The 25,779-nt window shown below is 72.4% G+C and carries 25 protein-coding genes and 1 tRNA gene; 13 read left to right on the top strand and 13 right to left on the bottom strand.

All coding sequences use genetic code 11. The features are described 5' to 3' along the window. Positions 1–7: 7 nt before the first annotated feature. Positions 8–1,057, bottom strand: coding sequence for an LLM class F420-dependent oxidoreductase (locus AB0917_RS15280; protein ID WP_366820000.1), 1,050 nt, complete (start codon positions 1,055–1,057; stop codon positions 8–10). A gap of 137 nt (positions 1,058–1,194) precedes the next feature. Between AB0917_RS15280 and AB0917_RS15275 the strand changes: the two genes are divergently transcribed. Together AB0917_RS15275 and AB0917_RS15270 are read left to right on the top strand one after the other, a co-directional pair. Beyond that, positions 1,195–2,178 carry an aldo/keto reductase gene (locus AB0917_RS15275; RefSeq protein WP_366819999.1) on the top strand — a complete coding sequence of 328 codons (984 nt, stop codon included), beginning with the start codon at positions 1,195–1,197 and terminating at the stop codon, positions 2,176–2,178. Then, positions 2,175–4,496 (top strand): helix-hairpin-helix domain-containing protein, encoded by a 2,322-nt coding sequence (locus AB0917_RS15270; RefSeq protein ID WP_366819997.1) that lies wholly within the window; start codon positions 2,175–2,177, stop codon positions 4,494–4,496. The genes AB0917_RS15275 and AB0917_RS15270 overlap by 4 nt, the downstream gene beginning before the upstream one ends. A gap of 51 nt (positions 4,497–4,547) precedes the next feature. On the opposite strand, the gene AB0917_RS15265 is transcribed toward AB0917_RS15270, so the two are convergent. Beyond that, a complete protein-coding gene (locus tag AB0917_RS15265; RefSeq protein WP_366819995.1) occupies positions 4,548–5,210 on the bottom strand; it encodes a hypothetical protein in 663 nt (220 codons plus the stop codon). Positions 5,211–5,257: 47 nt separating this feature from the next. On the opposite strand from AB0917_RS15265, the gene AB0917_RS15260 reads away from it, so the two are divergent. Further along, positions 5,258–5,446 carry a DUF5703 family protein gene (locus tag AB0917_RS15260; protein WP_003970138.1) on the top strand — a complete coding sequence of 63 codons (189 nt, stop codon included), beginning with the start codon at positions 5,258–5,260 and terminating at the stop codon, positions 5,444–5,446. Positions 5,447–5,533: 87 nt separating this feature from the next. Here AB0917_RS15260 and AB0917_RS15255 read toward each other — a convergent pair whose 3' ends face one another. The 3 genes from AB0917_RS15255 to AB0917_RS15245 all read right to left on the bottom strand — a co-directional run bounded on the left by AB0917_RS15255 (position 5,534) and on the right by AB0917_RS15245 (position 8,272). Next, the gene (locus AB0917_RS15255) at positions 5,534–6,334 is read right to left on the bottom strand and encodes a chaplin (protein ID WP_366819994.1); all 801 of its coding nucleotides are present in this window, start codon (positions 6,332–6,334) and stop codon (positions 5,534–5,536) included. A 139-nt stretch (positions 6,335–6,473) separates the two neighbouring features. Further along, positions 6,474–6,707, bottom strand: a complete 234-nt coding sequence (gene chpH, locus AB0917_RS15250) for a chaplin ChpH (protein WP_366819993.1) — start codon at positions 6,705–6,707, stop codon at positions 6,474–6,476. Positions 6,708–6,937: 230 nt separating this feature from the next. After that, a complete protein-coding gene (locus tag AB0917_RS15245) occupies positions 6,938–8,272 on the bottom strand; it encodes a M20/M25/M40 family metallo-hydrolase (protein ID WP_366819992.1) in 1,335 nt (444 codons plus the stop codon). Between the two features lie 184 nt (positions 8,273–8,456). Here AB0917_RS15245 and AB0917_RS15240 point away from each other — a divergent pair. Continuing rightward, positions 8,457–8,544, top strand: a tRNA-Leu gene (locus tag AB0917_RS15240). A gap of 74 nt (positions 8,545–8,618) precedes the next feature. Then, positions 8,619–9,557, top strand: a complete 939-nt coding sequence (locus tag AB0917_RS15235) for an RluA family pseudouridine synthase (protein WP_366819991.1) — start codon at positions 8,619–8,621, stop codon at positions 9,555–9,557. Positions 9,558–9,569: 12 nt separating this feature from the next. Here the strand turns inward: AB0917_RS15235 and AB0917_RS15230 are convergent, their stop codons facing one another. The 3 genes from AB0917_RS15230 to AB0917_RS15220 form a co-directional block, all read right to left on the bottom strand. Continuing rightward, complete coding sequence (locus AB0917_RS15230) at positions 9,570–10,199, bottom strand: MBL fold metallo-hydrolase (protein ID WP_366819990.1); 630 nt, start codon at positions 10,197–10,199, stop codon at positions 9,570–9,572. Then, entirely contained in the window at positions 10,199–11,284 is a 1,086-nt protein-coding gene (locus AB0917_RS15225; RefSeq protein ID WP_366819989.1) for an S-(hydroxymethyl)mycothiol dehydrogenase, read from the bottom strand. The genes AB0917_RS15230 and AB0917_RS15225 overlap by 1 nt, the downstream gene beginning before the upstream one ends. A gap of 104 nt (positions 11,285–11,388) precedes the next feature. Then, positions 11,389–12,090, bottom strand: coding sequence for an FCD domain-containing protein (locus AB0917_RS15220; RefSeq protein WP_366819988.1), 702 nt, complete (start codon positions 12,088–12,090; stop codon positions 11,389–11,391). 131 nt (positions 12,091–12,221) lie between these two features. Here AB0917_RS15220 and AB0917_RS15215 point away from each other — a divergent pair, with 131 nt between their 5' ends. Together AB0917_RS15215 and AB0917_RS15210 are read left to right on the top strand one after the other, a co-directional pair. Beyond that, positions 12,222–12,731 carry a gluconokinase gene (locus tag AB0917_RS15215; RefSeq protein WP_366819987.1) on the top strand — a complete coding sequence of 170 codons (510 nt, stop codon included), beginning with the start codon at positions 12,222–12,224 and terminating at the stop codon, positions 12,729–12,731. A gap of 11 nt (positions 12,732–12,742) precedes the next feature. Then, positions 12,743–14,140 carry a gluconate:H+ symporter gene (locus AB0917_RS15210; RefSeq protein ID WP_366819986.1) on the top strand — a complete coding sequence of 466 codons (1,398 nt, stop codon included), beginning with the start codon at positions 12,743–12,745 and terminating at the stop codon, positions 14,138–14,140. 163 nt (positions 14,141–14,303) lie between these two features. On the opposite strand, the gene AB0917_RS15205 is transcribed toward AB0917_RS15210, so the two are convergent. Both AB0917_RS15205 and AB0917_RS15200 read right to left on the bottom strand, forming a co-directional pair. Further along, a complete protein-coding gene (locus AB0917_RS15205; protein ID WP_366819985.1) occupies positions 14,304–15,884 on the bottom strand; it encodes an APC family permease in 1,581 nt (526 codons plus the stop codon). A gap of 69 nt (positions 15,885–15,953) precedes the next feature. Continuing rightward, complete coding sequence (locus AB0917_RS15200; RefSeq protein WP_366819984.1) at positions 15,954–16,925, bottom strand: hypothetical protein; 972 nt, start codon at positions 16,923–16,925, stop codon at positions 15,954–15,956. Positions 16,926–17,129: 204 nt separating this feature from the next. Here AB0917_RS15200 and AB0917_RS15195 point away from each other — a divergent pair, with 204 nt between their 5' ends. Continuing rightward, entirely contained in the window at positions 17,130–17,573 is a 444-nt protein-coding gene (locus tag AB0917_RS15195; RefSeq protein ID WP_366819983.1) for an ASCH domain-containing protein, read from the top strand. 62 nt (positions 17,574–17,635) lie between these two features. Here the strand turns inward: AB0917_RS15195 and AB0917_RS15190 are convergent, their stop codons facing one another. Then, on the bottom strand, positions 17,636–19,294 hold the full coding sequence (locus AB0917_RS15190; RefSeq protein ID WP_366819982.1) for an FAD-binding dehydrogenase: 1,659 nt from the start codon (positions 19,292–19,294) through the stop codon (positions 17,636–17,638). 110 nt (positions 19,295–19,404) lie between these two features. On the opposite strand from AB0917_RS15190, the gene AB0917_RS15185 reads away from it, so the two are divergent. From AB0917_RS15185 to AB0917_RS15175, 3 genes are read left to right on the top strand one after another with little or no spacing between them, the layout of a single operon-like run. Beyond that, positions 19,405–19,941, top strand: coding sequence for an NUDIX domain-containing protein (locus AB0917_RS15185; protein WP_366819981.1), 537 nt, complete (start codon positions 19,405–19,407; stop codon positions 19,939–19,941). Continuing rightward, positions 19,938–20,333, top strand: a complete 396-nt coding sequence (locus tag AB0917_RS15180; RefSeq protein WP_366819980.1) for a DUF202 domain-containing protein — start codon at positions 19,938–19,940, stop codon at positions 20,331–20,333. Before AB0917_RS15185 ends, AB0917_RS15180 begins: the two co-directional genes overlap by 4 nt. After that, the gene (locus AB0917_RS15175; protein WP_366819979.1) at positions 20,330–20,644 is read left to right on the top strand and encodes a DUF202 domain-containing protein; all 315 of its coding nucleotides are present in this window, start codon (positions 20,330–20,332) and stop codon (positions 20,642–20,644) included. Before AB0917_RS15180 ends, AB0917_RS15175 begins: the two co-directional genes overlap by 4 nt. A 135-nt stretch (positions 20,645–20,779) precedes the next feature. Here AB0917_RS15175 and AB0917_RS15170 read toward each other — a convergent pair whose 3' ends face one another. Then, on the bottom strand, positions 20,780–21,715 hold the full coding sequence (locus AB0917_RS15170; protein WP_366819978.1) for an NADP-dependent oxidoreductase: 936 nt from the start codon (positions 21,713–21,715) through the stop codon (positions 20,780–20,782). 277 nt (positions 21,716–21,992) lie between these two features. Between AB0917_RS15170 and AB0917_RS15165 the strand changes: the two genes are divergently transcribed. Beyond that, entirely contained in the window at positions 21,993–23,015 is a 1,023-nt protein-coding gene (locus AB0917_RS15165; protein WP_366819977.1) for a phosphotransferase family protein, read from the top strand. A gap of 7 nt (positions 23,016–23,022) precedes the next feature. Continuing rightward, on the top strand, positions 23,023–24,237 hold the full coding sequence (locus AB0917_RS15160; protein ID WP_366819976.1) for an acyl-CoA dehydrogenase family protein: 1,215 nt from the start codon (positions 23,023–23,025) through the stop codon (positions 24,235–24,237). 52 nt (positions 24,238–24,289) lie between these two features. On the opposite strand, the gene AB0917_RS15155 is transcribed toward AB0917_RS15160, so the two are convergent. Further along, positions 24,290–25,627 carry a M28 family metallopeptidase gene (locus tag AB0917_RS15155; RefSeq protein ID WP_366819975.1) on the bottom strand — a complete coding sequence of 446 codons (1,338 nt, stop codon included), beginning with the start codon at positions 25,625–25,627 and terminating at the stop codon, positions 24,290–24,292. Positions 25,628–25,779: the final 152 nt, after the last annotated feature.

The following is a 25,779-nucleotide window of genomic DNA, read 5'->3' as shown; positions in this document are numbered from 1 at the left end:
GGGCCGGTCAGGCGAGCCCGGAGCGCTCCAGGGCGTCCGTGCCGGCGCGCAGGGCGGTGAGCCGCTCCTCCAGGGTGAAGCCGGCGGGGGCGAGGTTGAGCGTGGTGACCCCGGCGGCGGCGTACGCCTGCATCCGCTCGGCGATCCGCTCGACCGGGCCGAGCAGCGTGGTCTGGTCGATCAGCTGGTGCGGTACGGCGGCGGCGGCCCCGGCCTTGTCCCCGTCCAGGTACTTGTCCTGGATCTCGGCGGCCTCCTTCTCGTACCCCATGCGCTGGGCGAGCTGGTTGTAGAAGTTCTGCTTCCGGCTGCCCATCCCGCCGACGTACAGGGCGGTGTACGGGCGGAACATGTCGGCGAGGCCCGTGACGTCGTCGCCGACGGCGAGCGGCAGCGTCGGGGAGACGTCGAAGCCCTCCATGGTCGTGCCGGCCTTCTCCCGGCCCGCGCGCAGATGGCTGATCGCGGTCTCCTCCAGGTGGTCGGCGGAGGGGAAGATCAGCAGGGCGCCGTCGGCGATCTCGCCGGTCTGCTCCAGGTTCTTCGGGCCGATCGCGGCGATGTAGAGCGGGATGTGCTCGCGCTCCGGGTGGACGGTGAGCTTGATCGGCTTGCCGGGTCCGCCGGGCAGCGGGAGCGTCCAGTGCTGTCCCTCGTAGGAGAGGCGTTCGCGGGTCATCGCCCGGCGGACGATCTCGACGTACTCACGGGTGCGGGCCAGCGGCTTGTCGAACTTGACGCCGTACCAGCCCTCGGAGACCTGCGGTCCCGAGACGCCGAGGCCGAGCCGGAAGCGGCCGCCGGAGAGCGAGTCCAGGGTGGCGGCGGTCATCGCCGTCATGGCGGGCTGGCGGGCCGGGATCTGCATGATCGCGGAGCCGACGTCGATGGATCGGGTCTGGGCCGCGACCCAGGTCAGCACGGTCGGTGCGTCGGAGCCGTAGGCCTCGGCCGCCCAGCAGACGTCGTAGCCGAGCCGGTCGGCCTCCTGGGCGACGGCGAGGTTGTCGCCGTCCATGCCCGCGCCCCAGTAACCGAGATTGATGCCGAGCCGCATAGCCGCTCCCCTTACTGATCAGTAACGTCCCTTCCTGGCGACTCTAGCGCGGGTGGCGGCGATCCGGCAGGCCCGCGCGACCTCGCGTTGTCCACAGGCCCGCGCCCCCCGGGGCCGTGGCCAGTAATCTCGCGCCCATGGAGCAGAGGCATCTCGGCCGCACCGGCCTACGCGTGTCCCGGATCGGGCTCGGCACCCTCACCTGGGGCCGGGACACGGACGAGCACGACGCCGCCGACCAGCTCAAGGCCTTCTGGGACGCGGGCGGCACCCTGGTGGACACCGCCGATGTGTACGGGGGCGGGGAGGCCGAGCGCCTGCTCGGGCGGCTCGTGGGCAGCCTGGTGCCGCGCCAGGATCTGGTCATCGCCACGAAGGCGGGCAACGTCCCCGACCCCTACCGCCGCTTCGACGGCTCGCGCGGTCACCTGCTGGCCGCCCTGGACGCCTCCCTGGAGCGGCTGGGCACGGACTACGTGGACCTGTGGCAGGTCCACGCCTTCGATCCGCAGACCCCGCTGGAGGAGACGCTCCAGGCGGTGGACCTGGCCGTCTCCTCCGGCCGGGTCCGCTACGCGGGCGTGTCGAACTTCTGCGGCTGGCAGCTGGCCAAGGCCGCCACCTGGCAGCTCGCCGCGCCCGGGGTGCGCACCCGGCTGGCCAGTACGCAGATGGAATATTCGCTGCTCCAGCGGGGCATCGAGCGGGAGGTGCTGCCCGCCGCGCTGGACCTGGGGATCGGGCTGCTGCCCTCCTCCCCGCTGGGCCGTGGCGTGCTGACGGGCAAGTACCGCCAGGGCACTCCCTCCGGCTCCCGGGGCGCCTCGGAGCGGCTCGCCCCGTTCGTCGAGCCGTATCTGGACGACGCGGCGGCCCGGATCACCGACGCGGTGGTGACGGCGGCGGACGGCCTGGCGACGAGCCCGCTGCACGTGGCACTGGCCTGGGTGCGGGACCGCCCCGGAGTGGCCGCCCCGATCGTCGGTGCGCGCAACGCCGGGCAGCTCGCGGAGGCTCTGTCAGTGGAGGCGCTTAGTCTTCCCTACGAGATCTGCCAGGCGCTCGACGATGTGTCGGCGCCCGTGCACCGCTATCCCGACCAGGACTGGAGCACGCTGTGACTGCGCTTCCCGGGGAGACCCCCGGCACCGCCGGCACGGACACACCGGAGGGCGCCGAGCCCCCGGCGGCCGCCGACGCCGAAGGCCCCGCGCACACCGAAGCGCCCGACACCGCCGACCGGACCGCCTCGCCCGACGCCACCGAGGCCACCGAGGCCACCGACGCCGAGCCTGCACAGGCCGACGAGCCCGCACAGGCCGAGGGGTCCGCGGCGGCCGCGGAGACCGAGGCGTCCGCCGGTGAGGAGGGCGACGCGGCGGCCGCCGCCGCGCTCTCGGAGGCACAGGCCGAGCTGGCCGCCCAGCGGGAACTGCGCGAGCGGATCGCCAGGCGCAAGGCGGAGAAGGACGGCCCCGTCGCCGCCGGCACGAAGCTGAGCGGCACCGCCGCCGACCTCCTGGCGGCCGTGCGGGCCGTGGAGAGCGGCGAGAAGGCGGGCACGGAGTTCTTCGACTCGCCCACCGGCGCCCCCGCGCCCCGCCGCGCCGCCCCGGCCCCCGCCGGACAGCCTCAGCGGCCCGCGCCGGCCGCCACCGCCCCCACCGAGCGGACCGCCTCGCCCGAGGCCACGGACGCGGTGCGGGCGGTCCTCGCCGAGGGCGGGGCCCCCGAGGCCCTGGCCCGCCCCGCCACCGCGACCCTGGGCGAACAGGGCGCCGAGCTGCTGCGCGCCGACCCCTGGCAGCTGCTGGCGGTCCCGGGCGTCCGGCCCGAGCAGGCTGACGGCTTCGCCCGCGCCCTCCTGGGCACCGCGTGCGGCCCGGACGACGAACGCCGCACGGCTGCGCTGGTCGGGTGGCTGCTGGAGCGCGCCGCCCTCCAGGGCCACACGGCGCTGGACGCCACGGCGGTACGGGCCGCGCTCGCCGAGCGGGCGGTGAGCGACCCGGAGGAGGCCGTGCGCAACGCCGTGGAGGAGGGCGTCGCCCTGGTCTTCCAGGAGGGCACGGACCCCGCGGAGTCGGAGGCCTACGAGGAGGGCGAGGCCCCCGCGGAGGCTGACGCCGGAGAGGACGGACCGGGCCAGGCCCCGGAGCCGGTCCAGGTGCTGCTGGGCCTGGACCGCTACGCCCTGGCCGAGGAGAGCCTCGCCGACGGCCTGGCCCGCCTCGTGAACACCTGCGGGAAGGGGGCCGACTGGGCGGAGGCGGCAGCCGCCGCCCCGTCCCCCTCGGCCGCCGAGCTGATCCGTACGACGGCCACCGCCGGGCTGGTGGCGCACAGCGGCGGCGAGGCGGCCCGAGCCGAGCCCGCCGCCCTGATCGCGGCGGCGCGGGGCCTGGGGCTCCGGGCCCTGGGCGCCACCCACAGCCAGGACGGCCGCCGCCGGCTGGCCGAAGCGGTCGGCGCCCCGGACGCGGCCGTCACCCTGGCCGGGCTGCTCTCCGGCGTGGAGGGTCCCGGCCGCGACGAGGAGGGGGCCCTCGCGCTCGACCTGCTGGTGGTGCTGGACGCCCCGCAGCTGGACGTGGAGGGCGCGGCCGTCCTGGTCGAGGCGCTGGCGGACGGCGCCCGGCTGGTGCTGAGCGGTGACCCCGGTGTGCTGGGCTCGGCGGGCGCCGGGCGGGTCTTCGCGGATGTGCTGGCCGCGCGGGCGTGCCCGCAGGTCGTCTCCCGTACGCCGGACCCCGGGCCGATCGGTGAGCTGGTCTCCGGGATCGGCATCGGTGAGCTGACCCAGGTCGAGGCCCCCGGCAAGGAGGTCGTGATCGTCCCGGTCCGCGATGCGGGCGAGGCGGTCCACCGCACGGTGCAGCTGGTCGCGGACTCGGTGCCCAGGGCCTTCTCCATCCCCGCCGCACAGACCCAGGTCATCACGGTGGGCCACGGCGGTGCGGCCGGGACCCGGGTGCTCAACGAGGCGCTGAAGCAGCGGCTCAACCCGGGGCCGGGCCGGTTCGGCGGGTTCGACCCGGGCGACCGCGTGATCCATGTCCCCGCGCCCGGACGCGCGGTGCCCGGGGTGGTGCGCTCGGCCGACGCCGAGGGGCTGCACCTGGACTGCGGGGGCGTCCCCGTCGTCGTACCGCAGGAGCGGGTGGAGTCGGCGGTGCGGCACGGCTGGGCGCTCAGTGCCCATCAGGCGGCCGGGATGCGCTGGCCCGCCGCGGTGGTGGTGCTGCCCGGCGACGCGGCGGCGGGGCTGAGCCGGCCGTGGGTCTACACGGCGTTCGGCCGGGGCGAGCTCCACCTGTCCGTGGTGCACGGGGTGGACCAGGCGCTCCCGCACGCGGTGGCGCAGGTCCCGGCCCAGGAGCGGACGACCCGGCTGCGTCCGCTGCTGGAGGCGCTCCCGACGCCCGACGCGGCCTCCTGAGCGACGCATGACAGCGGGCCCCGGCGCACCGCGCCGGGGCCCACTGTCATGTCACGCGCGGCCGGCCGCCGGCTCGTCCAGCTCCTCGTCCAGCTCCTCCTCGTCGAAGACGGCGCTGACGTCGAAGCGGCACACCACCAGCTCGGGGTCGGCGTCCTCGAACGGGGCGTCGAGCCACTCCCCCGGCTCGGGGAGCGCCTCCGCGGCCGAGACCCAGAGGGTGGCGTCCCCCTCCTCCAGGCCGAACTCCTGGTGCCGGGAGGCGATCTCGTCCGGTTCGTACTCACCGAAGAGCATGCCGAGCGCGGCATGGACGCTGGTGCCCACCACCGGGGTCGTGACACCGTCCGCGCCGGGCCCCGCGTCGATGTCGGCGAGGCGCTGGGCCTGGGCGAGCAGGCGCGGGGGCTCCGCGACCGCGTAGTCGCGCCGGATCAGCACGCTGAGCGCGCTGGGCTCGGCGGGTCCGGCGTAGGGCGGCAGGGAGTCCTCCGCGCCGGGGATCTCGAAGGGGGTGACCTCGTCGTAGCGGTCGTAGAGAAGCTCGTCGTAGACCTCGGCCGCAGCGGCCAGTGAGTTGAACGCTTCGTAGACGGCGGGGTCGTCGTCCCCGGTACGGCGTTCGACCGCGTCGAGGTGACGGTCGATCGCGGCTTTGACCGCCTCGGCGGCGGCACGTACCTCGGCAGCGGTGGGCTGCGCAGCATCAGACATAGTGCAGACGCTATCCGTACCGGGGCTCTGCCCGCACAATAGATGCGATGCCGGAATACGAATTTGTCGACGTGTACGTGCCGCGCGGGGTCTCCCGCAAGGAAGCGGCCCGACTGCTGACCGACCACGCCGAGTACGGACACTGGGAGCTGGACCGCCTGACACTTCGCCGCGACGGCAGCCGGAGGGTGCGGCTGCGCAGGCGGATCATCCGTCAGCTACGGGCCACCTGGTGACCTCCGCACCACCTGACGACAGGGAACGGGCCCCGCGACCGCGGGGCCCGTCCGTGTCCGTCCCGCTGTTCCCGGTGTGCGCCCGGATCAGGCGGCGCTGCGGGAGCGGCGGTAGAGCACCGATCCCATGCCGGCCAGCAGCAGTCCGGCGCTCGCCGGGATGAGCGTCTCCATGCCGCCCGCCCCGGTCTGTGCGAGCTGCTCCTCCGGGTCGAGCTGGGGCTCGGGAACGTTCGGCTCGGGCGGCTGGTCGGCCGGGGGGTCGACGGGCGGGTCGACCGGCGTCTCCGGCGTGACCGGAGGCTCCTGCGGCTCCTCCGGCGGCGGGGGCGGCGGCTCGGCGTCGTTGAAGCAGCTGTTGCCGAAGGTCGGGTTCAGCAGCCCGATCACGGAGACGCTGTTGCCGCAGATGTTCGCGGGGATGTGGATCGGCGCCTGGATCGTGTTGCCGGAGAGGATGCCGGGCGAGCCCTGCGCGATCCCTTCCGCACCGGCGCCGCCGGCCCGGTGACGGCCCGTACCGGACGCGCCGTGCCGGTCCGTCGCCGTGATGTCCCCGGCCTGCGCCCCGTTGCCGGCCTGGGCCGCCTCTCCGGAGCCGCCGCCGATACGGTTCTGCGGTCCGGCGTCGCGGCTCGACTCCGCCGTCCCGTTCTCGCAGTTGTTCCCGAACGTCGGGTTGATGAGGCCGCCGACGGTGACCGAGTTGCCGCAGACGTTGACCGGGATGTCGATCGGGATCTGGACCGAGTTGCCGGACAGCACGCCCGGAGATCCGGACGCCGTACCGGCCGCGCCGGCGTCGGCGTGGGCGTAGCCGCCACTGAGGGCGAGGACCCCGCCCGCCGCCGCCATCGTGATCAGGCCTTTACGAGTGACCTGTCGCATAGGTTCGTTTCCTGCCTTCTGCCTTCCGAAAAACCCCCGGACATGACCGTGCGGGAGCCGAATACCGAACGGTCCCGGAGTGCATGGCACGCACTCCGGGACCGACCGAGCTCAAACCCTTACGGGCTGACGCACAGCGTCACGCGTTGACGCAGGTGTTGCCGAAGGCGGGGTTCAGCAGCCCGATCACGGAGACCGTGTTGCCGCACAGGTTGATCGGCACGTGGACCGGGACCTGGACGACGTTGCCGGAGAGCACGCCGGGGCTGCCGATGGCGGCACCCTGGGCGCCCGCGTCGGCGGTGGCCATGCCCGCACCCGCGAGAACGAGGCCACCGGTAGCAGCCGCAACTGCGACGACCTTCTTGATCATTATTCCTCCTAGTGGGAAATGCGGTCCCAGCCGCGGACCGCACACCTTGTAACGAGGAGGGTGAGGCGGAGCTACGTGTGAACGGCGCGTTTCACCCTTTCGGTCATGTGCGCACAGGCAGGCGAATTGCCGTACGGACCGGCCGGCGGCCCGTACGGGATCGGTCACCGGACCGTACGGGACCGGTCACCGGACCGTACGGGACCGGTCACCGGTTCGTACGGGACCGGTCAGCTGTGGTCGATGAACCGGTCGAGCACCCGCACGCCGAACTGCAGACCGTCCACCGGGACCCGCTCGTCCACCCCGTGGAACATCCCCGCGAAGTCCAGCTCCGGCGGCAGCTTCAGCGGGGCGAAGCCGAAGCCCCGGATGCCCAGGTCGTCGAAGGACTTGGCGTCGGTGCCGGCCGAGAGCATGTACGGCACGGCACGGGCGATCGGGTCCTCGGCGACCAGCGCGGTCTGCATGGCGTCGACCAGGGCGCCGTCGAACGTGGTCTCCAGCGCCTTGTCCGCGTGCACGTCCTCGCGCTTCACGTTGGGTCCCAGGATCCGGTCCAGGTCGGCGAGGAACTCCTCCTCGTACCCCGGCAGGTACCGGCCGTCGACATGGGCGGTGGCCTGGCCCGGGATCACGTTGACCTTGTAGCCGGCCCCGAGCTGGGTGGGGTTGGCGGTGTTCTGGAGGGAGGCTCCGATCAGCTTGGCGATGCCGCCCAGCTTGGCCAGCGTCTCGTCCATGTTCTCCGGGTCCAGCTCGGTGCCCAGCGCGTCGGAGAGCTCGTCCAGGAAGTGCCGCAGCGTCTTGGTGACGCGCACCGGGAACTTGTGCCGCCCCAGCCGCCCGACCGCCTCGGACAGCTCCGTGATGGCGTTGTCCTTGTGGATCATCGAGCCGTGCCCGGCGGTGCCGTCCACGGTGAGCTTCATCCAGTGCATGCCCTTCTGGGCCGTCTCCACCAGATAGAGGCGCAGCTTCTCGTTGACGGTGAACGAGAACCCGCCGACCTCGCTGATCGCCTCGTTGACGCCCTCGAAGAGCCCGGGGTGGTTGTCGACGAGGTAGCGGGCCCCGTACGTCCCGCCCGCCTCCTCGTCCGCGAGGAAGGCCAGCACGATGTCGCGCGGGGGCTTGCGGCCCGTGCGCATCCGCTCGCGTACGACCGCGAGGGTCATCGCGTCCATGTCCTTCATGTCGACGGCGCCCCGGCCCCAGACGCAGCCGTCCGCGATCTCCCCGGAGAACGGGTCGTGCGTCCAGTCCGCCGCGTTGGCCGGGACGACGTCGGTGTGACCGTGGATGAGCAGGGCGGGCCGGGAGGGGTCCTCGCCCTCGATCCGGGCGACGGTGGAAGCACGGCCCTTGTGCGACTCGAAGATCTGCGGCTCCAGTCCCACCTCGGCGAGCTTCTCCGCCACGTACTCGGCGGCGAGCCGCTCACCGGGGCCCGAGTGGTCGCCGTAGTTGCTGGTGTCGATCCGGATGAGGTCACGACAGAGGTCCACGACCTCCTTCTCGGCGTTGCCGCCGCCGACGGCCTTGCCCGTGCTGCTCTCGCTCACGCTGCTTCCTTCCGCTGTCGCTGTGGTGCTCCTTCCCATCCTCCCGCGCCCACGGCCCACGCCCAAGGCCGTGCACCCCCCGTCACGCACCGTTCACAGCCATCGGGGCGTGATCGAGCACCCCTGAATGTTTGCTATGGTTTTCCACGTCGGAACGGGCGAGGGCCCGCGAGACAGACACCTTGTCCGGGTGGCGGAATGGCAGACGCGCTAGCTTGAGGTGCTAGTGCCCTTTATCGGGCGTGGGGGTTCAAGTCCCCCCTCGGACACCAGCAGGAGCCCCACTTCGGTGGGGCTCTTTTGCGTCACCGGGTCACCGGGCCGTGGATGGCGGAGAGGGGCGACGATGAGGGGGCGCAGGAAGGCGCCGGCAGCTCCCCTCCCCCAGCGGGACGGGATCGACGCCGTACGGGTGCGGCTGCCGAAGGATCCGGACGGTGCCTGGGCGAGTGTCGGGGAGCATCTGGTCGCGCGGTTCGGTGGGGCGATCGGGGCCGGGCGGGTCGCGCAGATGCTCGAGGCGGGGCGGTTCGTGGACGGCGGCGGGCGCGCTGTGCGGGGCGGTGAACCGTACGCCGCCGGGCTGAGCCTCTGGTTCCACCGGGACTTCGCGGCCGAGGAGCCGGTGCCCTTTCCCGTCGGGGTCGTGTACCGGGACGCCCACGTCGTGATCGCCGACAAGCCGCACTTCCTCGCCACCACGCCCCGGGGGCGGCACATCACCGAGACCGCGGTGGCGCGGCTGCGGCGGGAGCTGGGACTGCCCTCGCTCCAGCCCGCGCACCGGCTGGACCGGCTGACCGCGGGGCTCGTGCTCTTCGTGGTGCGGCCCGAGGAGCGGGGCGCGTACCAGACGCTGTTCCGGGACCGGCTGGTGAGGAAGGAGTACGAGGCGGTGGCCCCGTACGACCCGGAGCTGGTCCTTCCCCGGACCGTACGGAGCCGGATCGTGAAGGAGCGCGGGGTGCTCGCCGCCCGGGAGGAGCCGGGCGAGGCGAACAGCGAGAGCCGGGTGGAGCTGGTGGAGCGGCGGGGCGGGCTGGGCCGGTACCGGCTGCTGCCCGCGACCGGGCGGACCCATCAGCTGCGCGTCCACATGAACGCGCTGGGGGTGCCGATCGTCCACGATCCGCTGTATCCGGTGGTGGAGCCGGAGGGGGCCGTGGAGGACTTCCGCGAGCCGCTCCAGTTGCTGGCGCGGCGGCTGGAGTTCACCGATCCGGTCAGCGGGGAGCCGCGCCGCTTCGAGAGCGGGCTGCGGCTCTCCGCCTGGCCGGAGGGGTGACGTACGCGGCCGTCAGTGGCCGCGCTTGATCCACTCGTCGAGCTGCGGGGCTTCCGCGCCGATGGTGGTGGGGCCGCCGTGACCGGTGCGGACGGTGGTGTCGCCCGGCAGGGTCAGCAGCCGGTCCCGGATCGAGTCGATGATCGTCGGGAAGTGGGAGAACGACCGGCCGGTGGCGCCGGGGCCGCCCTGGAAGAGCGTGTCACCGGTGAAGACCGTGGCCAGCTCGGGGGCGTAGAGGCAGACCCCGCCGGGCGCGTGGCCGGGCGTGTGCAGGACCTTGAGGGTGGTGCCCGCCACCTCCAGCTCCTGGCCGTCGGCCAGGGTGCCGTCGGGGGCGCGGTCCGGGTGGGTCTGCCCCCACAGCTCCAGGTCGTCCGGGTGGAGCAGGATCGGGGCGCCGGTGGCCTCCGCGAGGGCCGGGGCGGCGTCGATGTGGTCGTTGTGCGCGTGGGTGCAGACGATGGCGCGCAGCGTACGGCCGCCGAGCGCGGCCTCGATGGCGGCCGCGTCGTGGGCGGCGTCGATGACGATCGCCTCGGTGTCGTCGCCGACGATCCAGACGTTGTTGTCGACGTCCCACTCGCCGCCGTCGAGGGCGAAGGTGCCGGAGGTGACCAGGTGGTCGATGCGGGCGGCCATCAGAGGACCACCACCGAGCGGAGGACGTCGCCGTCGTGCATCCGGGCGAAGGCCTGCTCGATGTCGCCCAGGCCGATGGTCTCGGTGACGAAGGCGGCGAGGTCGAGGCGGCCCTGCTGGTGCAGGTCGACGAGCATCGGGAAGTCGCGGGAGGGCAGGCAGTCGCCGTACCAGGAGGACTTGAGCGAGCCGCCGCGGCCGAAGACGTCCAGGAGCGGCAGTTCGAGCTTCATCTCCGGGGTGGGGACGCCGACCAGGACGACCGTTCCGGCGAGGTCGCGGGCGTAGAAGGCCTGTCGGTAGGTCTCCGGGCGGCCGACGGCCTCGATGACGACGTCGGCGCCGTTGCCGTCGGTGAGGGCGCGGATCGCCTCGACCGGGTCGGTGGAGCGGGAGTTGACGGTGTGGGTGGCGCCCATCGTCTTCGCCGTCTCCAGCTTGCGGTCGTCGATGTCGACCGCGATGATCTTCGCCGCGCCGGCGAGGCGGGCCCCGGCGACGGCCGCGTCACCGACGCCGCCGCAGCCGATGACGGCGACCGAGTCGCCCCGGCCGACCTGGCCGGTGTTGATGGCGGCGCCGATGCCCGCCATGACACCGCAGCCGAGCAGTCCGGCGACGGCCGGGGAGACCTCGGGGTCGACCTTGGTGCACTGGCCGGAGGCGACCAGGGTCTTCTCCGCGAAGGCGCCGATGCCGAGGGCGGGTGACAGCTCCGTTCCGTCGAGCAGCGTCATCTTCCGCTTGGCGTTGTGAGTGTCGAAGCAGTACCAGGGGCGGCCGCGCAGACAGGCGCGGCACTGGCCGCAGACCGCACGCCAGTTGAGGATGACGAAGTCGCCGGGGGCCACGTCCGTGACGCCCTCGCCGACCGACTCCACGACACCCGCGGCCTCATGGCCGAGGAGGAAGGGGAACTCGTCGTTGATGCCGCCCTGCTTGTAGTGCAGGTCGGTGTGGCAGACGCCGCACGCCTGGATCTTCACGACGGCCTCTCCGGGGCCGGGGTCCGGGATCACGATCGTCTCGACCCGCACCGGTTCGTTCTTCCCCGGTGCGATGACCCCTTGCACCTGCTGCGCCATACCGTGTTCTCCCTGCTCCTGAGCTTTCGCGAAGATCGAACGCGGACAACCGTACGCCTCGTGAGCGGGTCCGCGCGCTGTGGAGCGGGAAAGAGTCGGCCGCCCTAGGGAGCGAGGATGTCCAGCTCGTGCAGGGCACCCACCGCGATCTCCTTGGTGATCCGCTCGGCGACCTCCGGGTCGCCCTCGCGGACCGCCTCGGCGAGCCGGACGTGCAGGGTGACGGCGGCCGGGTCGGGGTCCTCGAACATCACCTGGTGGTGGGTGCGGCCCGCGAGCACCTCGGCGACGACGTCCCCGAGGCGGGCGAACATCTCGTTGCCGGAGGCGTTGAGGACGATCCGGTGGAAGGCGATGTCGTGTTCGAGGTAGCCCTCCAGCTGCCGGCCGCGCGAGGTGGCGACCATGCCGAGGGCGCGTTCGGTGAGCTGGGCGCACTGCTCGGCGGTGGCGTGCCGGGCGGCGAGGCCCGCGGCGACCGGTTCGATCGCGGAGCGCAGCACGGTGAGGGAGCGCAGCTGGCGCGGGCGGTCGGCGCCGGCCAGGCGCCAGCGGATGACCTGGGGGTCGTAGACGTTCCAGGTCTCGGTGGGGCGGACGGTCACCCCGACCCGGCGGCGGGACTCGACCAGGTGCATGGACTCCAGGACCCGGACCACTTCGCGGACGACCGTGCGGGAGACGTCGAAGCGCTGGGCCAGCTCGTCGGTGCGTAGGACGCTGCCCGGCGGGCACTGGCCGGAGGAGATCTCCAGACCCAGGGTGTCCAGCACATGTGTATGCAGCCCCTGGCCCTGTGTGCTCATGGGGCAAGCCTACGGGCCGACCCTCGGGAGTAAAAAGTACGACGTTTGCGTCACAGGCTCTTGAATAAGTCGTACCTAATAGGTTTCAGTAGCGCGACGGACCGATGTCGATGAAGACAGCGAGGCACTCCATGAGCACCCCCCACGTCGTCGTGGTGATGGGCGTAGCAGGGACCGGCAAGACCACGATCGGCCCCCTGCTCGCCGCCGAACTCGGCGTTCCGTACGCCGAGGGCGACGACTTCCATCCCCCGGCGAACGTCGAGAAGATGTCGGCCGGCACCCCTCTGGACGACGACGACCGCCGCCCCTGGCTCGATGCCATCGGCGAGTGGGCGCGCGGACGGGCGGGGCTAGGCGGGGTCGTCTCCAGCTCGGCCCTCAAGCGGTCCTACCGCGACCGGCTGCGGGCCGGGGCGCCCGACGCCGTGTTCCTGCATCTGACCGGCGACCGGGCGCTGATCGAGGAGCGGATGGCGGACCGCAAGGGCCACTTCATGCCCGCCGCGCTGCTCGACTCCCAGTTCGCGACGTTGCAGCCGCTCCAGGCCGACGAGGCCGGGGTGGGCGTCGACGTGTCCGGCACCCCCGAGGAAATCACCCGGCGGGCCGTCGCCGCGCTGCGCCGGCTCGACATCTAAGGACCATCACCGTGACCAGTCTCAGCGTCGAGATGCTGGCAGCGGACGCCGCCGAACCGATCACCTCGGCAGGCAACGCGCAGTTGGGCATCGCCGTCCTGGCGGGCATCGCCGTCATCGTTCTCCTGATCACCAAGCTCAAGATGCACGCGTTCCTGGCGCTGACCATCGGTTCGCTGGCGCTCGGCTCCTTCGCGGGCGCGGCACCGGCCGACACGATCGGCAGTTTCACCGCGGGGCTCGGCTCCACCGTCGCGAGCGTGGGCGTCCTCATCGCGCTCGGCGCCATTCTGGGCAAGCTGCTCGCCGACTCGGGCGGGGCCGACCAGATCGTCGACACCATCCTGGCGAAGGCGAGCGGGCGGGCCATGCCGTGGGCGATGGTCCTGATCGCCTCGATCATCGGTCTGCCGCTCTTCTTCGAGGTCGGGATCGTGCTGATGATCCCGGTGGTGCTGCTCGTCGCCAAGCGCGGCAACTTCTCCCTGATGCGGATCGGCATCCCGGCGCTGGCCGGACTCTCCGTGATGCACGGGCTCATCCCGCCGCACCCCGGCCCGCTGGTCGCCATCGACGCCCTGGACGCCAACCTCGGGGTGACGCTGGCGCTCGGTGTGCTGGTCGCCGTCCCGACCGTGATCATCGCCGGACCGGTCTTCGCCCGCTACGCCGCGCGCTGGGTGGACATCGAGCCGCCGGAGAAGATGATCCCGCAGCGCCCGTCCGAGGAACTGGACCGCCGCCCGAGCTTCGCCGCCACCCTGGTGACGATCCTGCTGCCGGTCGTCCTCATGCTGCTCAAGGCGCTCGTCGAGATCGTGGTGGACGACTCCGGGAACAGCGTCCAGCGGGTCACGGAGGTGATCGGCTCACCGCTGATCGCCCTGCTCGCCGCCGTACTGGTCGGGATGTTCACCCTCGGCCGGGCCGCCGGGTTCACCAAGGGACGGCTGGCCGGGACCGTGGAGAAGTCGCTCGCCCCGATCGCCGGGATCCTGCTGATCGTCGGCGCCGGCGGTGGCTTCAAGCAGACGCTGATCGACGCCGGGGTGGGCCAGATGATCCTGGACTTCTCCGAGAACTGGTCGATCCCCGCCCTGCTGCTCGGCTGGCTGATCGCCGTCGCGATCCGCCTCGCCACCGGCTCGGCCACGGTCGCCACCATCTCCGCCGCCGGACTGGTCGCCCCGCTCGCGGCCGACATGTCGACCTCGCACGCGGCCCTGCTGGTCCTCGCGGTCGGCGCCGGTTCGCTCTTCTTCAGCCATGTGAACGACGCCGGGTTCTGGCTGGTGAAGGAGTACTTCGGGATGGACGTCGGCCAGACCGTGAAGACCTGGTCGGTGATGGAGACGATCATCTCGGTGGTCGCGATGGCCTTCATCATGCTGCTGTCGCTGTTGCTGTAGCGGCCCCGTACGGATACGGCAGTCGCGGCTCCGTACGGATACGGCTGAACGCGCCCGCCCCCGGAGCCCACCGGGGCGGGCGCGTTCGTGCGTACTTCGTTCGTGCGTATTTCGTACGTACAGGGCAGGACCTCGTACGTACAGGGCAGGGGTTACGGGGTGTTCAGCGGCGGGTGGCCTCGCTCTCGGCCGCCTTCTCCAGCTGGAACGCCTCGTTGCCGAGGCCGATCCGGGCGTGCACCTCGGGCTTGACCTTGCGCAGGACCGCTCCGTAGATCACGCCGCCGATCAGGGCGAGGACGATCACGCCGGGCAGCAGCCAGTTGAGGACCGAGCCGGAGCCGGAGCCCACCAGGACGTCGAAGTCGCGGACGGTGAAGACGGCGATCGACAGAAGCGCGATCCCGGCGAGGCCGGAGGCGACCAGGCGCGGGGCCTGGACGCGGCCCGCGCCGCGCTTGACGAAGAAGGCGATCACGGCGAAGGAGGCCGCGGCCATCAGCAGGATGACGCCCAGCGCGCCGACGTTGCCCATCCAGGTGAAGAGGCGCAGCACGGGGACGGTGGGGTCGCCGATGAGGTTGTCGTCGGTGAAGGCGAAGGCCAGCACGATCACGACGGAGATGACGGACTGGAGCAGCGAACCGGTGCCGGGGGCGCCGCTCGCCCGGTTGGTGCGGCCGAAGCGGGCGGGCAGCAGACCCTCGCGGCCCATGGCGAACGCGTAGCGGGCGACCACGTTGTGGAAGCTGAGGAGCGCGGCGAACATGCCGGTGACGAAGAGGATGTGCAGGATGTCGGTGAAGGTGGAGCCGAGCCGCGCCTCGGTGAGCCCGAACAGCATGCCGGGGCCCTCCTTGAGGGAGGTGTCGGCGATGAAGCCGGGTCCGGCGGCGACGGTCAGGGCCCAGGAGCTGATGGCGAGGAAGAGCGCCGCGTAGCCCACGGCGAGGAACATCACCCGGGAGACCACGATCTGCGGGCGGCTGGTCTCCTCCGCGTAGACCGGCGCCTGCTCGAAGCCGACGAACGCGGCGATGCAGAAGCAGAGCGCGGTGGAGAGCCCGGCGCCGGTGAGGGTCTCCGGGTTGAAGGCGTGCAGCGAGAGCCCCTCGGGGCCGGGCTTGGAGACGGCGGCGATGTCGAAGATCACCACGAGGAGGCACTCGATGACCAGCAGGACGCCGAGTACCTTGGCGTTGAGGTCGATCTTCAGCCAGCCGAGGACGCCGACCACGACCACCGAGATCAGCGCCGGGATCCACCACTGCACGTCGATGCCGAGGTACGTGGAGAAGATGACGGAGACCTCGAAGCCGAGGATCCCGTAGATGCCGACCTGCATCGCGCTGTACGCCACCAGCGCCACGAGCGAGGCGCCCGCGCCGGCCGTGGGGCCGAGGCCCCGGGCGATGTACGCGTAGAAGGCGCCGGCGTTGTGGACGTGCCGGCTCATCTCCGCGTAGCCGACGCTGAACAGCATCAGGACGGCGCCGAGGATGACGTAGAGCAGGGGCTGGCCGACGATGCCCATCACGCCGAAGACCGTGGGCATCACCCCGGCGACCACCATCAGGGGGGCGCTGGCGGCCAGTACGGAGAGCAGCAGGCCGGGGGTGCCGAGGCGGTTGGCCCGCAGGGCCCGTTCCTCACCCTTGTAGGTGTTGATCCCGCCGGTATCGCCCGCCGGCCCGGTGGTGCCGGTCTGCCGGGTCCTGCCTGGAAATGAACTGCCCGTCGACATGGCGGGGGTGGTCCCTTCTTCGGTTCTCGATCCTCGGTCTTCGGTCTTGGGCTCTCGGTGAGGCGCTGATCAGGGGGTGCCGAGCGCGTGGTCGCGGGCGGCGGTGAACGCCGCGTACGGGTCGCGGCCCGCGTACGACCAGGGGGCGGCCGTGGCGTGCGGGCCGATGCGGTGGAAGAGGGCGGCGGCCTCGGCACTCCGGCCCTCGCAGACCTTGGCGTGGGCCAGGAAGTTGAGGTCGACGTGGTGGCGCGGGTGGTCCTCGCGCTCCCACTCCAGCCACCAGTCGAAGGCGCTCTTCATCACCTGCCGGGCCCGCCGGCCCGACCAGTGCCCCGACGCCACCGGGTCGTCCGGCTCGCTGCCCGCCGCGACGAGTACGCGGTAGCGCTCGGCGTGGGCGACGACGGGGAGCACGGCGAGCGGGGAGTCGGCCGGGGCCTGCTCGGCGGCCCAGGCGGCGAAGTCGTACACCTCGTGCAGCGGGTCCTGGCCGCTGTCGGGCCGGCTCTCGGCCAGTTGGGCGGTCATCACGTGGTGGGCGTGGTGGTGCTCGGGGTGGCGGGAGCGGACCTCCTCGAAGAGCCTGCCGGTCTCGTCACCGCCGTCGTCGCGCCCCCGGTCCAACAGGAGCAGGGCGAGCCACGGGGTGGGGTCGTCGGGGGTGACCCGGGCGGCGGCGAGGCAGGCCTGACGGGCGCGGGCCACGTCGCCGGCCTTGGCCTTGGGGCGCAGGGCCCGTACGACGCACGCGCAGCCGAGGAGGGCGGCGGCGTCCGCGCTCTCGGGTTCGGCGAGCAGCCAGTCCCCGGCCCAGTCCACGGCGGAGGGGATCTCGGCGAGGGCCAGGAGGCGGTGTCCGCGGCGGTCCCAGTCCTTGCCGGTGGCCACCAGCAGCGCGCGGGCCCCGCCCCAGCGCCCCTGGGTGAACTGGCTGCGCGCGTCGACGAGTTCGCGGTCGTCCAGAGCCGGGTCGAAGGTGTGGTCCGAGCGACCGCCCCGGCGGCGGGAGCGGCCCAGGGGCGGCGGAGGCGGGGACATGCCGCAGACTTCTTTCGACGCGGTGTGCGAGCAGATGATCGCGCACAGCAAAGCGGCAGGGAATGCTCCGAGTCAAGAGGAGGTCTCTACCAACTCATCACTCCTTCCGGATAGTTGGCTGGAAGTCGTCGCACCGGGAGAGGAGTCCGCGCAGCGTGCGGGTGGTGCGGGCGGGTGGCGGGTGACGCCTGACACACTGGCGGGATGGAGCCACGTGAACCTCTGAAACCCTTTCTCCTCGCCTTTCCCGGCCCGTTGCGCGACCGGCTGGTGGCGGCGGTCCTTTCCGGCGAGAAGGTGTCCACCTCCGGGCTGTTGGCCGAGTACGAGCTGGAGCGTGAGGAGCCTGGACCGGTGGGCGAACGGTCCGCGCTGATCGACTCGCGGGGGCGGGAGGTGGCGGTGGTGGAGGTGACCGACGTACGGGTGCTGCCGCTCGGGGAGATCGGTCTGCGCCATGCGCTCGACGAGGGCGAGGGGTATCGGTCGGTGGCCGAATGGCGTGCGGCACATGAGCGGTTCTGGCACAGCGAGGAGATGCGGGAGGCGATGGGCGATCCGTCGTTCACGGTGGATGACGGGACGATGATCGTGGCTGAGCGGTTTCGGGTGGTGGAGCGGCTGGACGGGGGCGGAGTCTCCGGGTGAGGGGCCCGGGGTGCGGCGGGTGTTCGGCCGGGTGAGGCCCCGGGGCGCCGCCCTGGGAGGGGTTACGTGGCGACCGCCTTCGCCGCCGCCCGGCCCGCCGCCCGGCCCGAGAAGATGCAGCCGCCCAGGAACGTGCCCTCCAACGAGCGGTAGCCGTGGACCCCGCCGCCACCGAAGCCGGCCGCCTCGCCCGCCGCGTACAGGCCGGGGAGCGGGGTGCCCTGCGAGGTCAGGACCCGGGAGGACAGGTCCGTCTCCAGGCCGCCCAGGGACTTGCGGGTGAGGATGTTGAGGCGTACGGCGATCAGCGGGCCCGCCGCCGGGTCCAGGATGCGGTGGGGCCTGGCGGTGCGGATGAGGCGGTCGCCGAGGTAGGCGCGGGCTCCGTGGACCGCGGTGACCTGGAGGTCCTTGGTGAAGGGGTTGGCGATCTCGCGGTCGCGGACGGTGATCTCGCGGCGCAGTTCGGCCGCGTCGATCAGGTCGTCGCCGGTCACCTCGTTCATGCCCCTGACCAGCGCGTCCAGGTCCTTCTCCACGACGAAGTCGGCGCCGTGGTCCATGAACGCCTTGACCGGTGCGGGCACGTCCGCGCGGGCCCGGCCGAGCACGTCGCGGACCGACTTGCCGGTGAGGTCCGGGTTCTGCTCCGAGCCCGAGAGGGCGAACTCCTTGCCGATGATCCGCCGGTTGAGCACGAACCAGGTGTAGCCGTGGCCGGAGCGTGTGATGTGTTCGAGGGTGCCGAGCGTGTCGAAGCCGGGGAAGAGCGGGACCGGCAGCCGCTTGCCCCGGGCGTCGAGCCAGAGGGAGGAGGGGCCGGGCAGGATGCGGATGCCGTGCCTGGCCCAGATCGGGTTCCAGTTCTCGATGCCCTCGGTGTAGTGCCACATCCGGTCGCGGTTGATGTGGTGGGCGCCCGCCTCCTCCGCGATGCCCAGCATCAGGCCGTCGACGTGGGCGGGGACGCCGGAGAGCATCTTCTCGGGCGGGGTGCCGAGCCGCTGGGGCCACTGGGAGCGGACCAGGTCGTGGTTGCCGCCGATGCCTCCGGAGGTGACGATCACCGCCTGGGCCCTCAGCTCGAAGGCGCCGGTCGCCTCCCGGCTGCTGGCGGTGCCGCGCTCGGCGCCGCTCGGCTCCAGGATCTCCCCGGTGACCGTGTCCAGCGCCCCGGCCGTACGGGCGAGGCCCGTGACACGGTGGCGGAACCTCAGTCGGACGAGCCCCTTGGCGACACCCTCGCGGACCCGGCGCTCGAAGGGGGCGACGACGCCGGGGCCGGTGCCCCAGGTGATGTGGAAGCGGGGTACGGAGTTGCCGTGGCCCCGCGCGTCGTAGCCGCCGCGCTCCGCCCAGCCGACGACCGGGAAGATCCGCAGCCCCTGCCGGTGCAGCCAGGAGCGCTTCTCCCCGGCCGCGAAGTCGACGTACGCCTCGGCCCACTTCCTGGGCCAGTGGTCCTCCGCGCGGTCGAACCCGGCGGTGCCGTACCAGTCCTGGAGCGCCAGCTCCCGGCTGTCCTTGATCCGCAGCCGGCGCTGCTCGGGCGAGTCGACGAGGAAGAGGCCGCCGAAGGACCAGTGGGCCTGCCCGCCGACGGACTGCTCGGGCTCCTGGTCCAGGACGATCACGGAACGGCCGGCGTCGACCAGCTCGGCGGTGGCCACGAGTCCGGCGAGCCCTGCCCCGATCACGATCACATCAGCGTCGTACGCCATGGGTTCCATCCAGTCGGGGGGGGTCAGCCGGGTGACAAGTTACCCGTGCGTCAGATCTTGGGTACCGGCCGCTGCCACGTCAACCGTCCGGGTGCTGTTGGATGAAACGTATGACGCCTTCTGACGAGATCCTGGACATCGTCGACGAGAGAGACGAGGTCATCGGGCAGGCGCCGCGCGGTGAGGCGACCGCCCTGGGTCTGCGCCACCGCTGTGTCTTCATCGAGGCGCGCGACGCCGAGGGGCGCCTCTTCGTCCACCGCCGGACGCCCACCAAGCTGCTCTTCCCCTCGTACTACGACATGTTCGTGGGCGGGGTGGTGGGCGCCGGCGAGTCCTACGACGAGGCGGCGCTGCGCGAGGCGGAGGAGGAGCTGGGGGTCTCGGGGCTGCCGGAGCCCGAGCCGCTGTTCCGGTTCCTCTACACCGATGACACGCACAGCTGGTGGTCCGCCGTCTATCAGGTGCGGTGCGAGCTGCCGGTGGCCCCGCAGACCGAGGAGGTGGCCTGGCACACCTTCCTGGACGACGCGGAGGTGGAGGAGCGCCTCGGGGAGTGGCCGTGGGTGCCCGACGGGGTGGAGGCGTACCGGCGGCTGAAGGAGTTCCGGTCCGGGCGGCCGAACACCTCCGAGGTGCCGGTGTGAACAAGATCGCGCAGAGCGTACGTCTGTGGTTCGCGCCGCAGCGGATCCGGGACGAGGGGACCACCCCCGACTACCGGTTCTCGCTGGCCAACGAGCGTACGTTCCTCGCCTGGATCCGGACGGCGCTGGCCCTGATCGGCGGGGGCTTCGCCGTGGACCAGTTCCTGCCGGAGCTGGCCTGGGGCGTCCGGGCGGGGCTCGCCCTCGGGCTGCTCGCCGCCGGGGTGCTGTGCGCGCTGCGGGCGGTCAACCACTGGGTGCGGTGCGAGCGGGCGATGCGGCGCGGGGAGGACCTTCCGGTCTCCCGGTTCCCGACGGTGCTGGGCATCGTGGTCGCGGTCGTGGCCGTCGCGATGGTGGTGGTGGTCCTCTTCGGCTGGGAGGGCCGGTGACGGCGGCGGCCGACCGGGACCCCGGGCTCCAGCCCGAGCGGACCCGGCTCGCCTGGCGGCGCACCACGCTGTCCGCCACGGTGGTGGCGCTGCTCGCCGGGCGGCAGGCGCTGCACAGCGGCGCGACCCCGGCCGCGCTGGTCGCGGTGGCGCTGACCTCGGTGGCCTGGCTGGGGCTCCTGGCGGTGGCCCACCGCAGGGTGCGGCGCATGGGCGTGGCACGGCCGGAGCCGCTCGCGCCGCGCGGGGCGCTGACGGCGGCGCTGTGCACGGTGGCGTTCGCGGTGTTCGCGGTGGTCATGCTGGTGTGAGGGCCGGGGGCGGCCCAGCGGCTCCGAGCCTTCGCGGCGCTCACAACGGTCGCGGTGGGCACGGCGGTCGCGGTGGGCACGGCGGCCACGCTGTCGCGGCGGCCACGCTGTCGCGAGCGCGACCGCCCGGTCCGCTCAGCCGTCCCAGTCCACCGTGACCACGATCTTGCCCCGGGTGCGCCCCTCCTGGTTGAGGCGGTACGCCTCGGCCGCCTCTTCCAGCGGGAAGACCTGATCCACGTGGACGGTGACGATGCCCTGCTCGGCCAGCTCCGCGAGCTGGGCCAGGTCGTGCGCGTCGGGCCGGACGAAGGCGTAGCGCCCCCCGTACGAGAAGACCTCGCTGTCGGCGATCGAGGCGAGCCGGCCGCCCTCGGCGAGGGTCTCGGCCGAGACCCGCAGCGTGTCACCGCCCACCGTGTCGAAGGCGGCGTCGATGCCCTCGGGGACCAGCTCCCGCAGCCGCTCGGCGAGCCCCTCCCCGTACTCCACGGGTTCGCCGCCGAGGCTGCGTACGTGGTCGTGGTTGCGGGGGCTCGCGGTGCCGATGACCCGGCAGCCGGTGTGGCGGGCGAGCTGTACGGCCAGGGAGCCGACGCCGCCCGCCGCCGCGTGGACGAGGACGGTGTCGCCGCTGCGGATCTTCAGGGTGCGGTGCAGCACCTGGTACGCGGTGAGCCCGGCCAGTGGCAGGCCGGCGGCCTCCTCGAAGCTCAGGCTGAGCGGTTTGCGGGCGAGGGTCCGCACGGGGGCGGCGACGTACTCGGCGAACGTACCCCGGGAGAGGAAGTCCTCCCGGACGTAACCGATCACCTCGTCCCCGACCGCGAACTCGTCGACGGCGACGCCCGGTTGCACGACCACACCGGAGACGTCCCAGCCGGGGATCACCGGGAAGACGGCTTCGAGGCCACCTTGGAGGTAGCCCTCCCGGGCCTTCCAGTCGACCGGGTTGACCGCCGCCGCCCGCACCTTCACCAGGACCGAGTCGGGGCCGACCTTGGGGTCGGGCCGCTCGCCGTACTCCAGGACGTCGGCCGAGCCGTACGTGTTGTAGCTGATCGCCTTCATCCCTCGACCTTCCGTGCGGGGCGGGGCCACCGCAACTCAGGGCGTACGGCTGGGGAGCGCACGGGCGGGGTGCCCCGGGCGGCCGCTGTGAGCGGCACGCGCGTACACGTACATGAACTGTGTTCAGTGACGCGGTTCGCCGCCGAGGTCCGGACGCCCCTCCCCCGCCCGGTCGAGGCAGTTCGTGCGGGAGTTCACTGGACGACATACCGACTGGTCGGCATCATGGTCAGCGATCGTGGTCACCGATCGTTCCATCGCCCCGGAGGTACGCACCATGAGCTCACTCCCCCCACCAGGTCTCGACCCGGAGCTGCTGCGTGGCCACCTCGACCGCGAGCGGCCGGGGCTGGTGCGCGGCCCCCTCGAAGCGCGGCTGATCGAGGGCGGCCGCTCGAACCTCACGTACCTCGTCGGCGACGGGACGGGCCGGTGGGTGGTGCGCCGGCCGCCGCTGGGCCATGTGCTGGCCACCGCGCACGACATGAAGCGCGAGCACCGGGTGATCAGCGCGCTGCACCCCACCGCCGTGCCCGTGCCGGAGACTCTGCTGCTCTGCGAGGACGACTCGGTGCTCGGTGCGCCGTTCTACGTCATGGAGTACGTCGAGGGCACTCCGTACCGCACGGCCGAGCAACTCGCCCCGCTGGGCCCCGAGCGCACCCGGGCCGCCGTCCTGGCCCTCGTCGACACGCTGGTCGACCTGCACGCCGTGGACCCGGTGGCCGTCGGGCTCGGGGACTTCGGGCGCCCGGACGGGTTCCTGGACCGGCAGTTGCGGCGCTGGGGCAAGCAGCTGGACGCCTCCCGCAACCGCGAACTGGCCGGCATCGACGAGCTGCACGCCACCCTCGGCCGCGAGCTGCCCGCGTCCCCCGCGCCCACCGTCGTCCACGGCGACTACCGCCTGGACAACGTGCTGCTCGGCCCGGACGAGAGCATCAACGCCGTCCTGGACTGGGAGATGTCCACCCTGGGCGACCCGCTGACCGACCTCGGGCTCCTGGTGATGTACAGCTCCGACCTCGACCTGCCGCACTCCCCCGTCTCCACCACCAGCGGCGCCGCCGGACACCCCTCGCCCGCCGAGCTGGTCGAGCGGTACGCCGCCGGGTCGGGCCGGGACACCTCCGCCATCTCCTGGTACACGGCGTTCGCCTGGTTCAAGCTCGCCGTGATCCTGGAGGGCATCCACTACCGCTACACCCTCGGCCGGACCGTCGGCGCCGGTTTCGATCAGATCGGCGAGCTGGTCCCCGTCTTCATCGAGCACGGCCTCACCACTCTCCAGGAAGGCTGACACACCCATGGACTTCGCATTCGACGCGCGTACCGAGGAGCTGCGGAGCCGGCTGCTCGCCTTCATGGACGAGCACGTGTACCCGGCCGAGCGGGTCGCGGAGGAGCAGCGGGCGCTCCTCGCCTCGCCGTGGGACACCCCGGCGGTGGTGGGTGAGCTGAAGGCCGAGGCGCGGCGGCAGGGGCTGTGGAACCTCTTCCTGCCCGACGCGGAGTACGGGGCCGGGCTGGCCAACCTCCAGTACGCGCCGCTCGCGGAGATCACCGGCCGCTCCCCGCACCTGGCGCCGACCGCGCTGAACTGCGCGGCCCCGGACACCGGGAACATGGAGGTGCTCTCCCAGTTCGGCACGGACGAGCAGCGGAAGCGGTGGCTGGAGCCGCTGCTGGCCGGGGAGATCCGCTCCGCCTTTGCGATGACGGAGCCGGAGGTGGCGTCGTCGGACGCGACGAACATCGAGACCCGGATCGTCCGGGACGGCGAGGACTATGTCGTCAACGGCCGCAAGTGGTACATCTCCGGGGCGATGAACCCGGACTGCGCGGTCTTCATCGTGATGGGCAAGACCGACCCGGACGGCGACGACATCCGCCGTCAGCAGTCGATGATCCTGGTGCCGCGCGACACCCCGGGCCTCGAAGTGCGGCGCGCGATGCGGGTGTACGGGTACGAGGACCACTCCCACGGCGGCCACGCCGAGGTGGTCTTCCACGACGTGCGGGTGCCCGCGGCCAACCTGATCGGCGAGGAGGGCGGTGGTTTCGCCATCGCGCAGGCGCGGCTGGGTCCGGGGCGGATCCACCACTGCATGCGGCTGATCGGGATGGCGGAGCGGGCCATCGAGCTGATGTGCCGCCGGGCGGTGGAACGTACGGCGTTCGGCAAGCCGCTCGCCCGGCAGGGCGTCGTGCAGAACTGGATCGCGGACGCCCGGGTGACGGTGGAGCAGCTGCGGCTGCTGGTGCTGAAGACGGCCTGGCTGATGGACACGGTCGGCAACAAGGGCGCGCACACCGAGATCCAGTCCATCAAGATCGCCACCCCGCGCGCGGTGGTGGACATCCTGGACTCCGCGGTGCAGCTGCACGGTGCGGGCGGGGTGAGCCAGGATTTCCCGCTGGCCGAGCTGTGGGCGTCGGCGCGGACGCTGCGGCTGGCGGACGGCCCGGACGAGGTGCACCAGCGCTCGCTGGCGCGGCGGGAGATCAAGCGGTACCTCTGAACCGGGTGCGGCCCCCTCCTGGGGAGGGGGCCGCGCCGGGGTCGCCCGGGGGTCAGAAGGTGAGCTTCCAGCTGTCGATGTAGCCGGTGTCGTACCGGGCGATGTCCTGCACCCGGAGCTTCCAGGCGCCGTTGGCGGCCTTGGCGGAGGCGTTGACGGTGTACGTCGTGATGACGTTGTCCGCCGAGTCACCGCTGCTGGAGTTCTTCAGCCGGTAGGCGGTGCCGTCCGGTGCCAGCAGGTCGATCACCAGGTCACCGCGGTAGGTGTGCTTGATGTCCACGCCCACCTGGAGGGCGGCGGGGGCGTTGCCGGTCCGGCCGGAGACCGTGATCGTCGAGGTCACGGCGGCCCCGGCGTCCGGGACGGCGACCCGGGTGGAGTTGGTGTAGACGTCGCCCGCGGGCGGCTCGCCCGTGGAGCCCGCGGAGAGGGTCCAGACCGCGTGGGCGACAGCGTCGCTGTTGCGGTCCAGGGCGGTGTCGTTGATGTTCGCCGTGGTGTCGCACGAGGAGTGGTAGCAACGGTCGAAGGCCTGGCCCTGCGTTCCGCCCCACTTCTGCGCCTGGGCCGCCGTCTTGGTCCGGCTGGCGCCGCTGAAGAGGCCGCCGACGGGGACGCCCGCCGTCTTGAACGGGGCGTGGTCGGAGCGGCCGTCGCCCTCGGTCTCGATCTCGGTGGGGACGCCGAGGCCCGCGTAGTAGTCCTTGAAGGTCTTCTCGATGACCGGGTCGTCGTCGTAGACGAAGTAGCCGGCGTTGGGCGAGCCGATCATGTCGAAGTTGAGGTAGCCGGAGATCTTGGCACGCTCGGCGGCCGGCAGGTTGTTGACGTAGTACCTGGAGCCGACCAGGCCCAGCTCCTCCGCGCCCCACCAGCCGAACCGCAGGTGCTTGTCGGGCTGGTAGCCGGAGCGCGCGACGGCGAGGGCGGTCTCCAGGACGGCGGCCGAGCCGGAGGCGTTGTCGTTGATCCCGGCGCCGGAGGAGACGGAGTCCAGGTGGGCCCCGGCGAACACGACCTTGTTCGGGTCGCCGCCGGGCCAGTCGGCTATCAGGTTGTAGCCGGTGGCACCGCTGGCGGTGAACTGCTGGATGTACGTGGTGTATCCGGCCGCGTCGAGGCGGGCCTTCACGTAGTCGACGGACGCCTTGTAGCCGGGGCGGCCGTGGGCGCGGTTGCCGCCGTTGTTCGCGGCGATCGTCGAGAACTGCGTGAGGTGGGCCTTGACGTTGGCCAGGGGTATGTCGGGCGCCGCGACGGCGGCGCTCGCCGGGGCCGACGCCGGGGCCGCCTGCGCGGTGGGCGCGGCGGTGGCGAGGAGGGCTGCCAGGGCGACGGCGGCGACGGCCGCCGGGGATCTGCGCAGGGTGAGGCGGTTCGGTCTCATGATGAGGCTCCGGATTCCGTTCGGGGACTGACGGAACGTGCGGGGGGCACCCGGCCGTGGAACGGGGACCGGGTCCTGGAGCTGGTGGTGCGCACCGCACGGCCGATGGCCCGTGCGATGCGTGACCGATGGTCAATGAGGTGACAGTGTTC

The organism is Streptomyces sp. NPDC007346, from assembly GCF_040703535.1.
Taxonomy (GTDB): Bacteria; Actinomycetota; Actinomycetes; order Streptomycetales; family Streptomycetaceae; genus Streptomyces.
The sequence above is the reverse complement of the archived record's forward strand: the minus strand, read 5'-3'. Positions and strand labels throughout refer to the sequence as shown.

Coding starts and splice junctions, on each gene's coding strand:
- AB0917_RS15205 (WP_366819985.1), bottom strand. CDS start 15,884: ATGTCGACGGGCAGTTCATTTCCAGGCAGGACCCGGCAGACCGGCACC.
- AB0917_RS15235 (WP_366819991.1), top strand. CDS start 8,619: ATGAGGGGGCGCAGGAAGGCGCCGGCAGCTCCCCTCCCCCAGCGGGAC.
- chpH (WP_366819993.1), bottom strand. CDS start 6,707: ATGATCAAGAAGGTCGTCGCAGTTGCGGCTGCTACCGGTGGCCTCGTT.
- AB0917_RS15215 (WP_366819987.1), top strand. CDS start 12,222: ATGAGCACCCCCCACGTCGTCGTGGTGATGGGCGTAGCAGGGACCGGC.
- AB0917_RS15230 (WP_366819990.1), bottom strand. CDS start 10,199: ATGGCCGCCCGCATCGACCACCTGGTCACCTCCGGCACCTTCGCCCTC.
- AB0917_RS15265 (WP_366819995.1), bottom strand. CDS start 5,210: ATGTCTGATGCTGCGCAGCCCACCGCTGCCGAGGTACGTGCCGCCGCC.
- AB0917_RS15190 (WP_366819982.1), bottom strand. CDS start 19,294: ATGGCGTACGACGCTGATGTGATCGTGATCGGGGCAGGGCTCGCCGGA.
- AB0917_RS15170 (WP_366819978.1), bottom strand. CDS start 21,715: ATGAAGGCGATCAGCTACAACACGTACGGCTCGGCCGACGTCCTGGAG.
- AB0917_RS15260 (WP_003970138.1), top strand. CDS start 5,258: ATGCCGGAATACGAATTTGTCGACGTGTACGTGCCGCGCGGGGTCTCC.
- AB0917_RS15280 (WP_366820000.1), bottom strand. CDS start 1,057: ATGCGGCTCGGCATCAATCTCGGTTACTGGGGCGCGGGCATGGACGGC.
- AB0917_RS15275 (WP_366819999.1), top strand. CDS start 1,195: ATGGAGCAGAGGCATCTCGGCCGCACCGGCCTACGCGTGTCCCGGATC.
- AB0917_RS15185 (WP_366819981.1), top strand. CDS start 19,405: ATGACGCCTTCTGACGAGATCCTGGACATCGTCGACGAGAGAGACGAG.
- AB0917_RS15195 (WP_366819983.1), top strand. CDS start 17,130: ATGGAGCCACGTGAACCTCTGAAACCCTTTCTCCTCGCCTTTCCCGGC.
- AB0917_RS15155 (WP_366819975.1), bottom strand. CDS start 25,627: ATGAGACCGAACCGCCTCACCCTGCGCAGATCCCCGGCGGCCGTCGCC.
- AB0917_RS15255 (WP_366819994.1), bottom strand. CDS start 6,334: ATGCGACAGGTCACTCGTAAAGGCCTGATCACGATGGCGGCGGCGGGC.
- AB0917_RS15165 (WP_366819977.1), top strand. CDS start 21,993: ATGAGCTCACTCCCCCCACCAGGTCTCGACCCGGAGCTGCTGCGTGGC.
- AB0917_RS15220 (WP_366819988.1), bottom strand. CDS start 12,090: ATGAGCACACAGGGCCAGGGGCTGCATACACATGTGCTGGACACCCTG.
- AB0917_RS15160 (WP_366819976.1), top strand. CDS start 23,023: ATGGACTTCGCATTCGACGCGCGTACCGAGGAGCTGCGGAGCCGGCTG.
- AB0917_RS15225 (WP_366819989.1), bottom strand. CDS start 11,284: ATGGCGCAGCAGGTGCAAGGGGTCATCGCACCGGGGAAGAACGAACCG.
- AB0917_RS15200 (WP_366819984.1), bottom strand. CDS start 16,925: ATGTCCCCGCCTCCGCCGCCCCTGGGCCGCTCCCGCCGCCGGGGCGGT.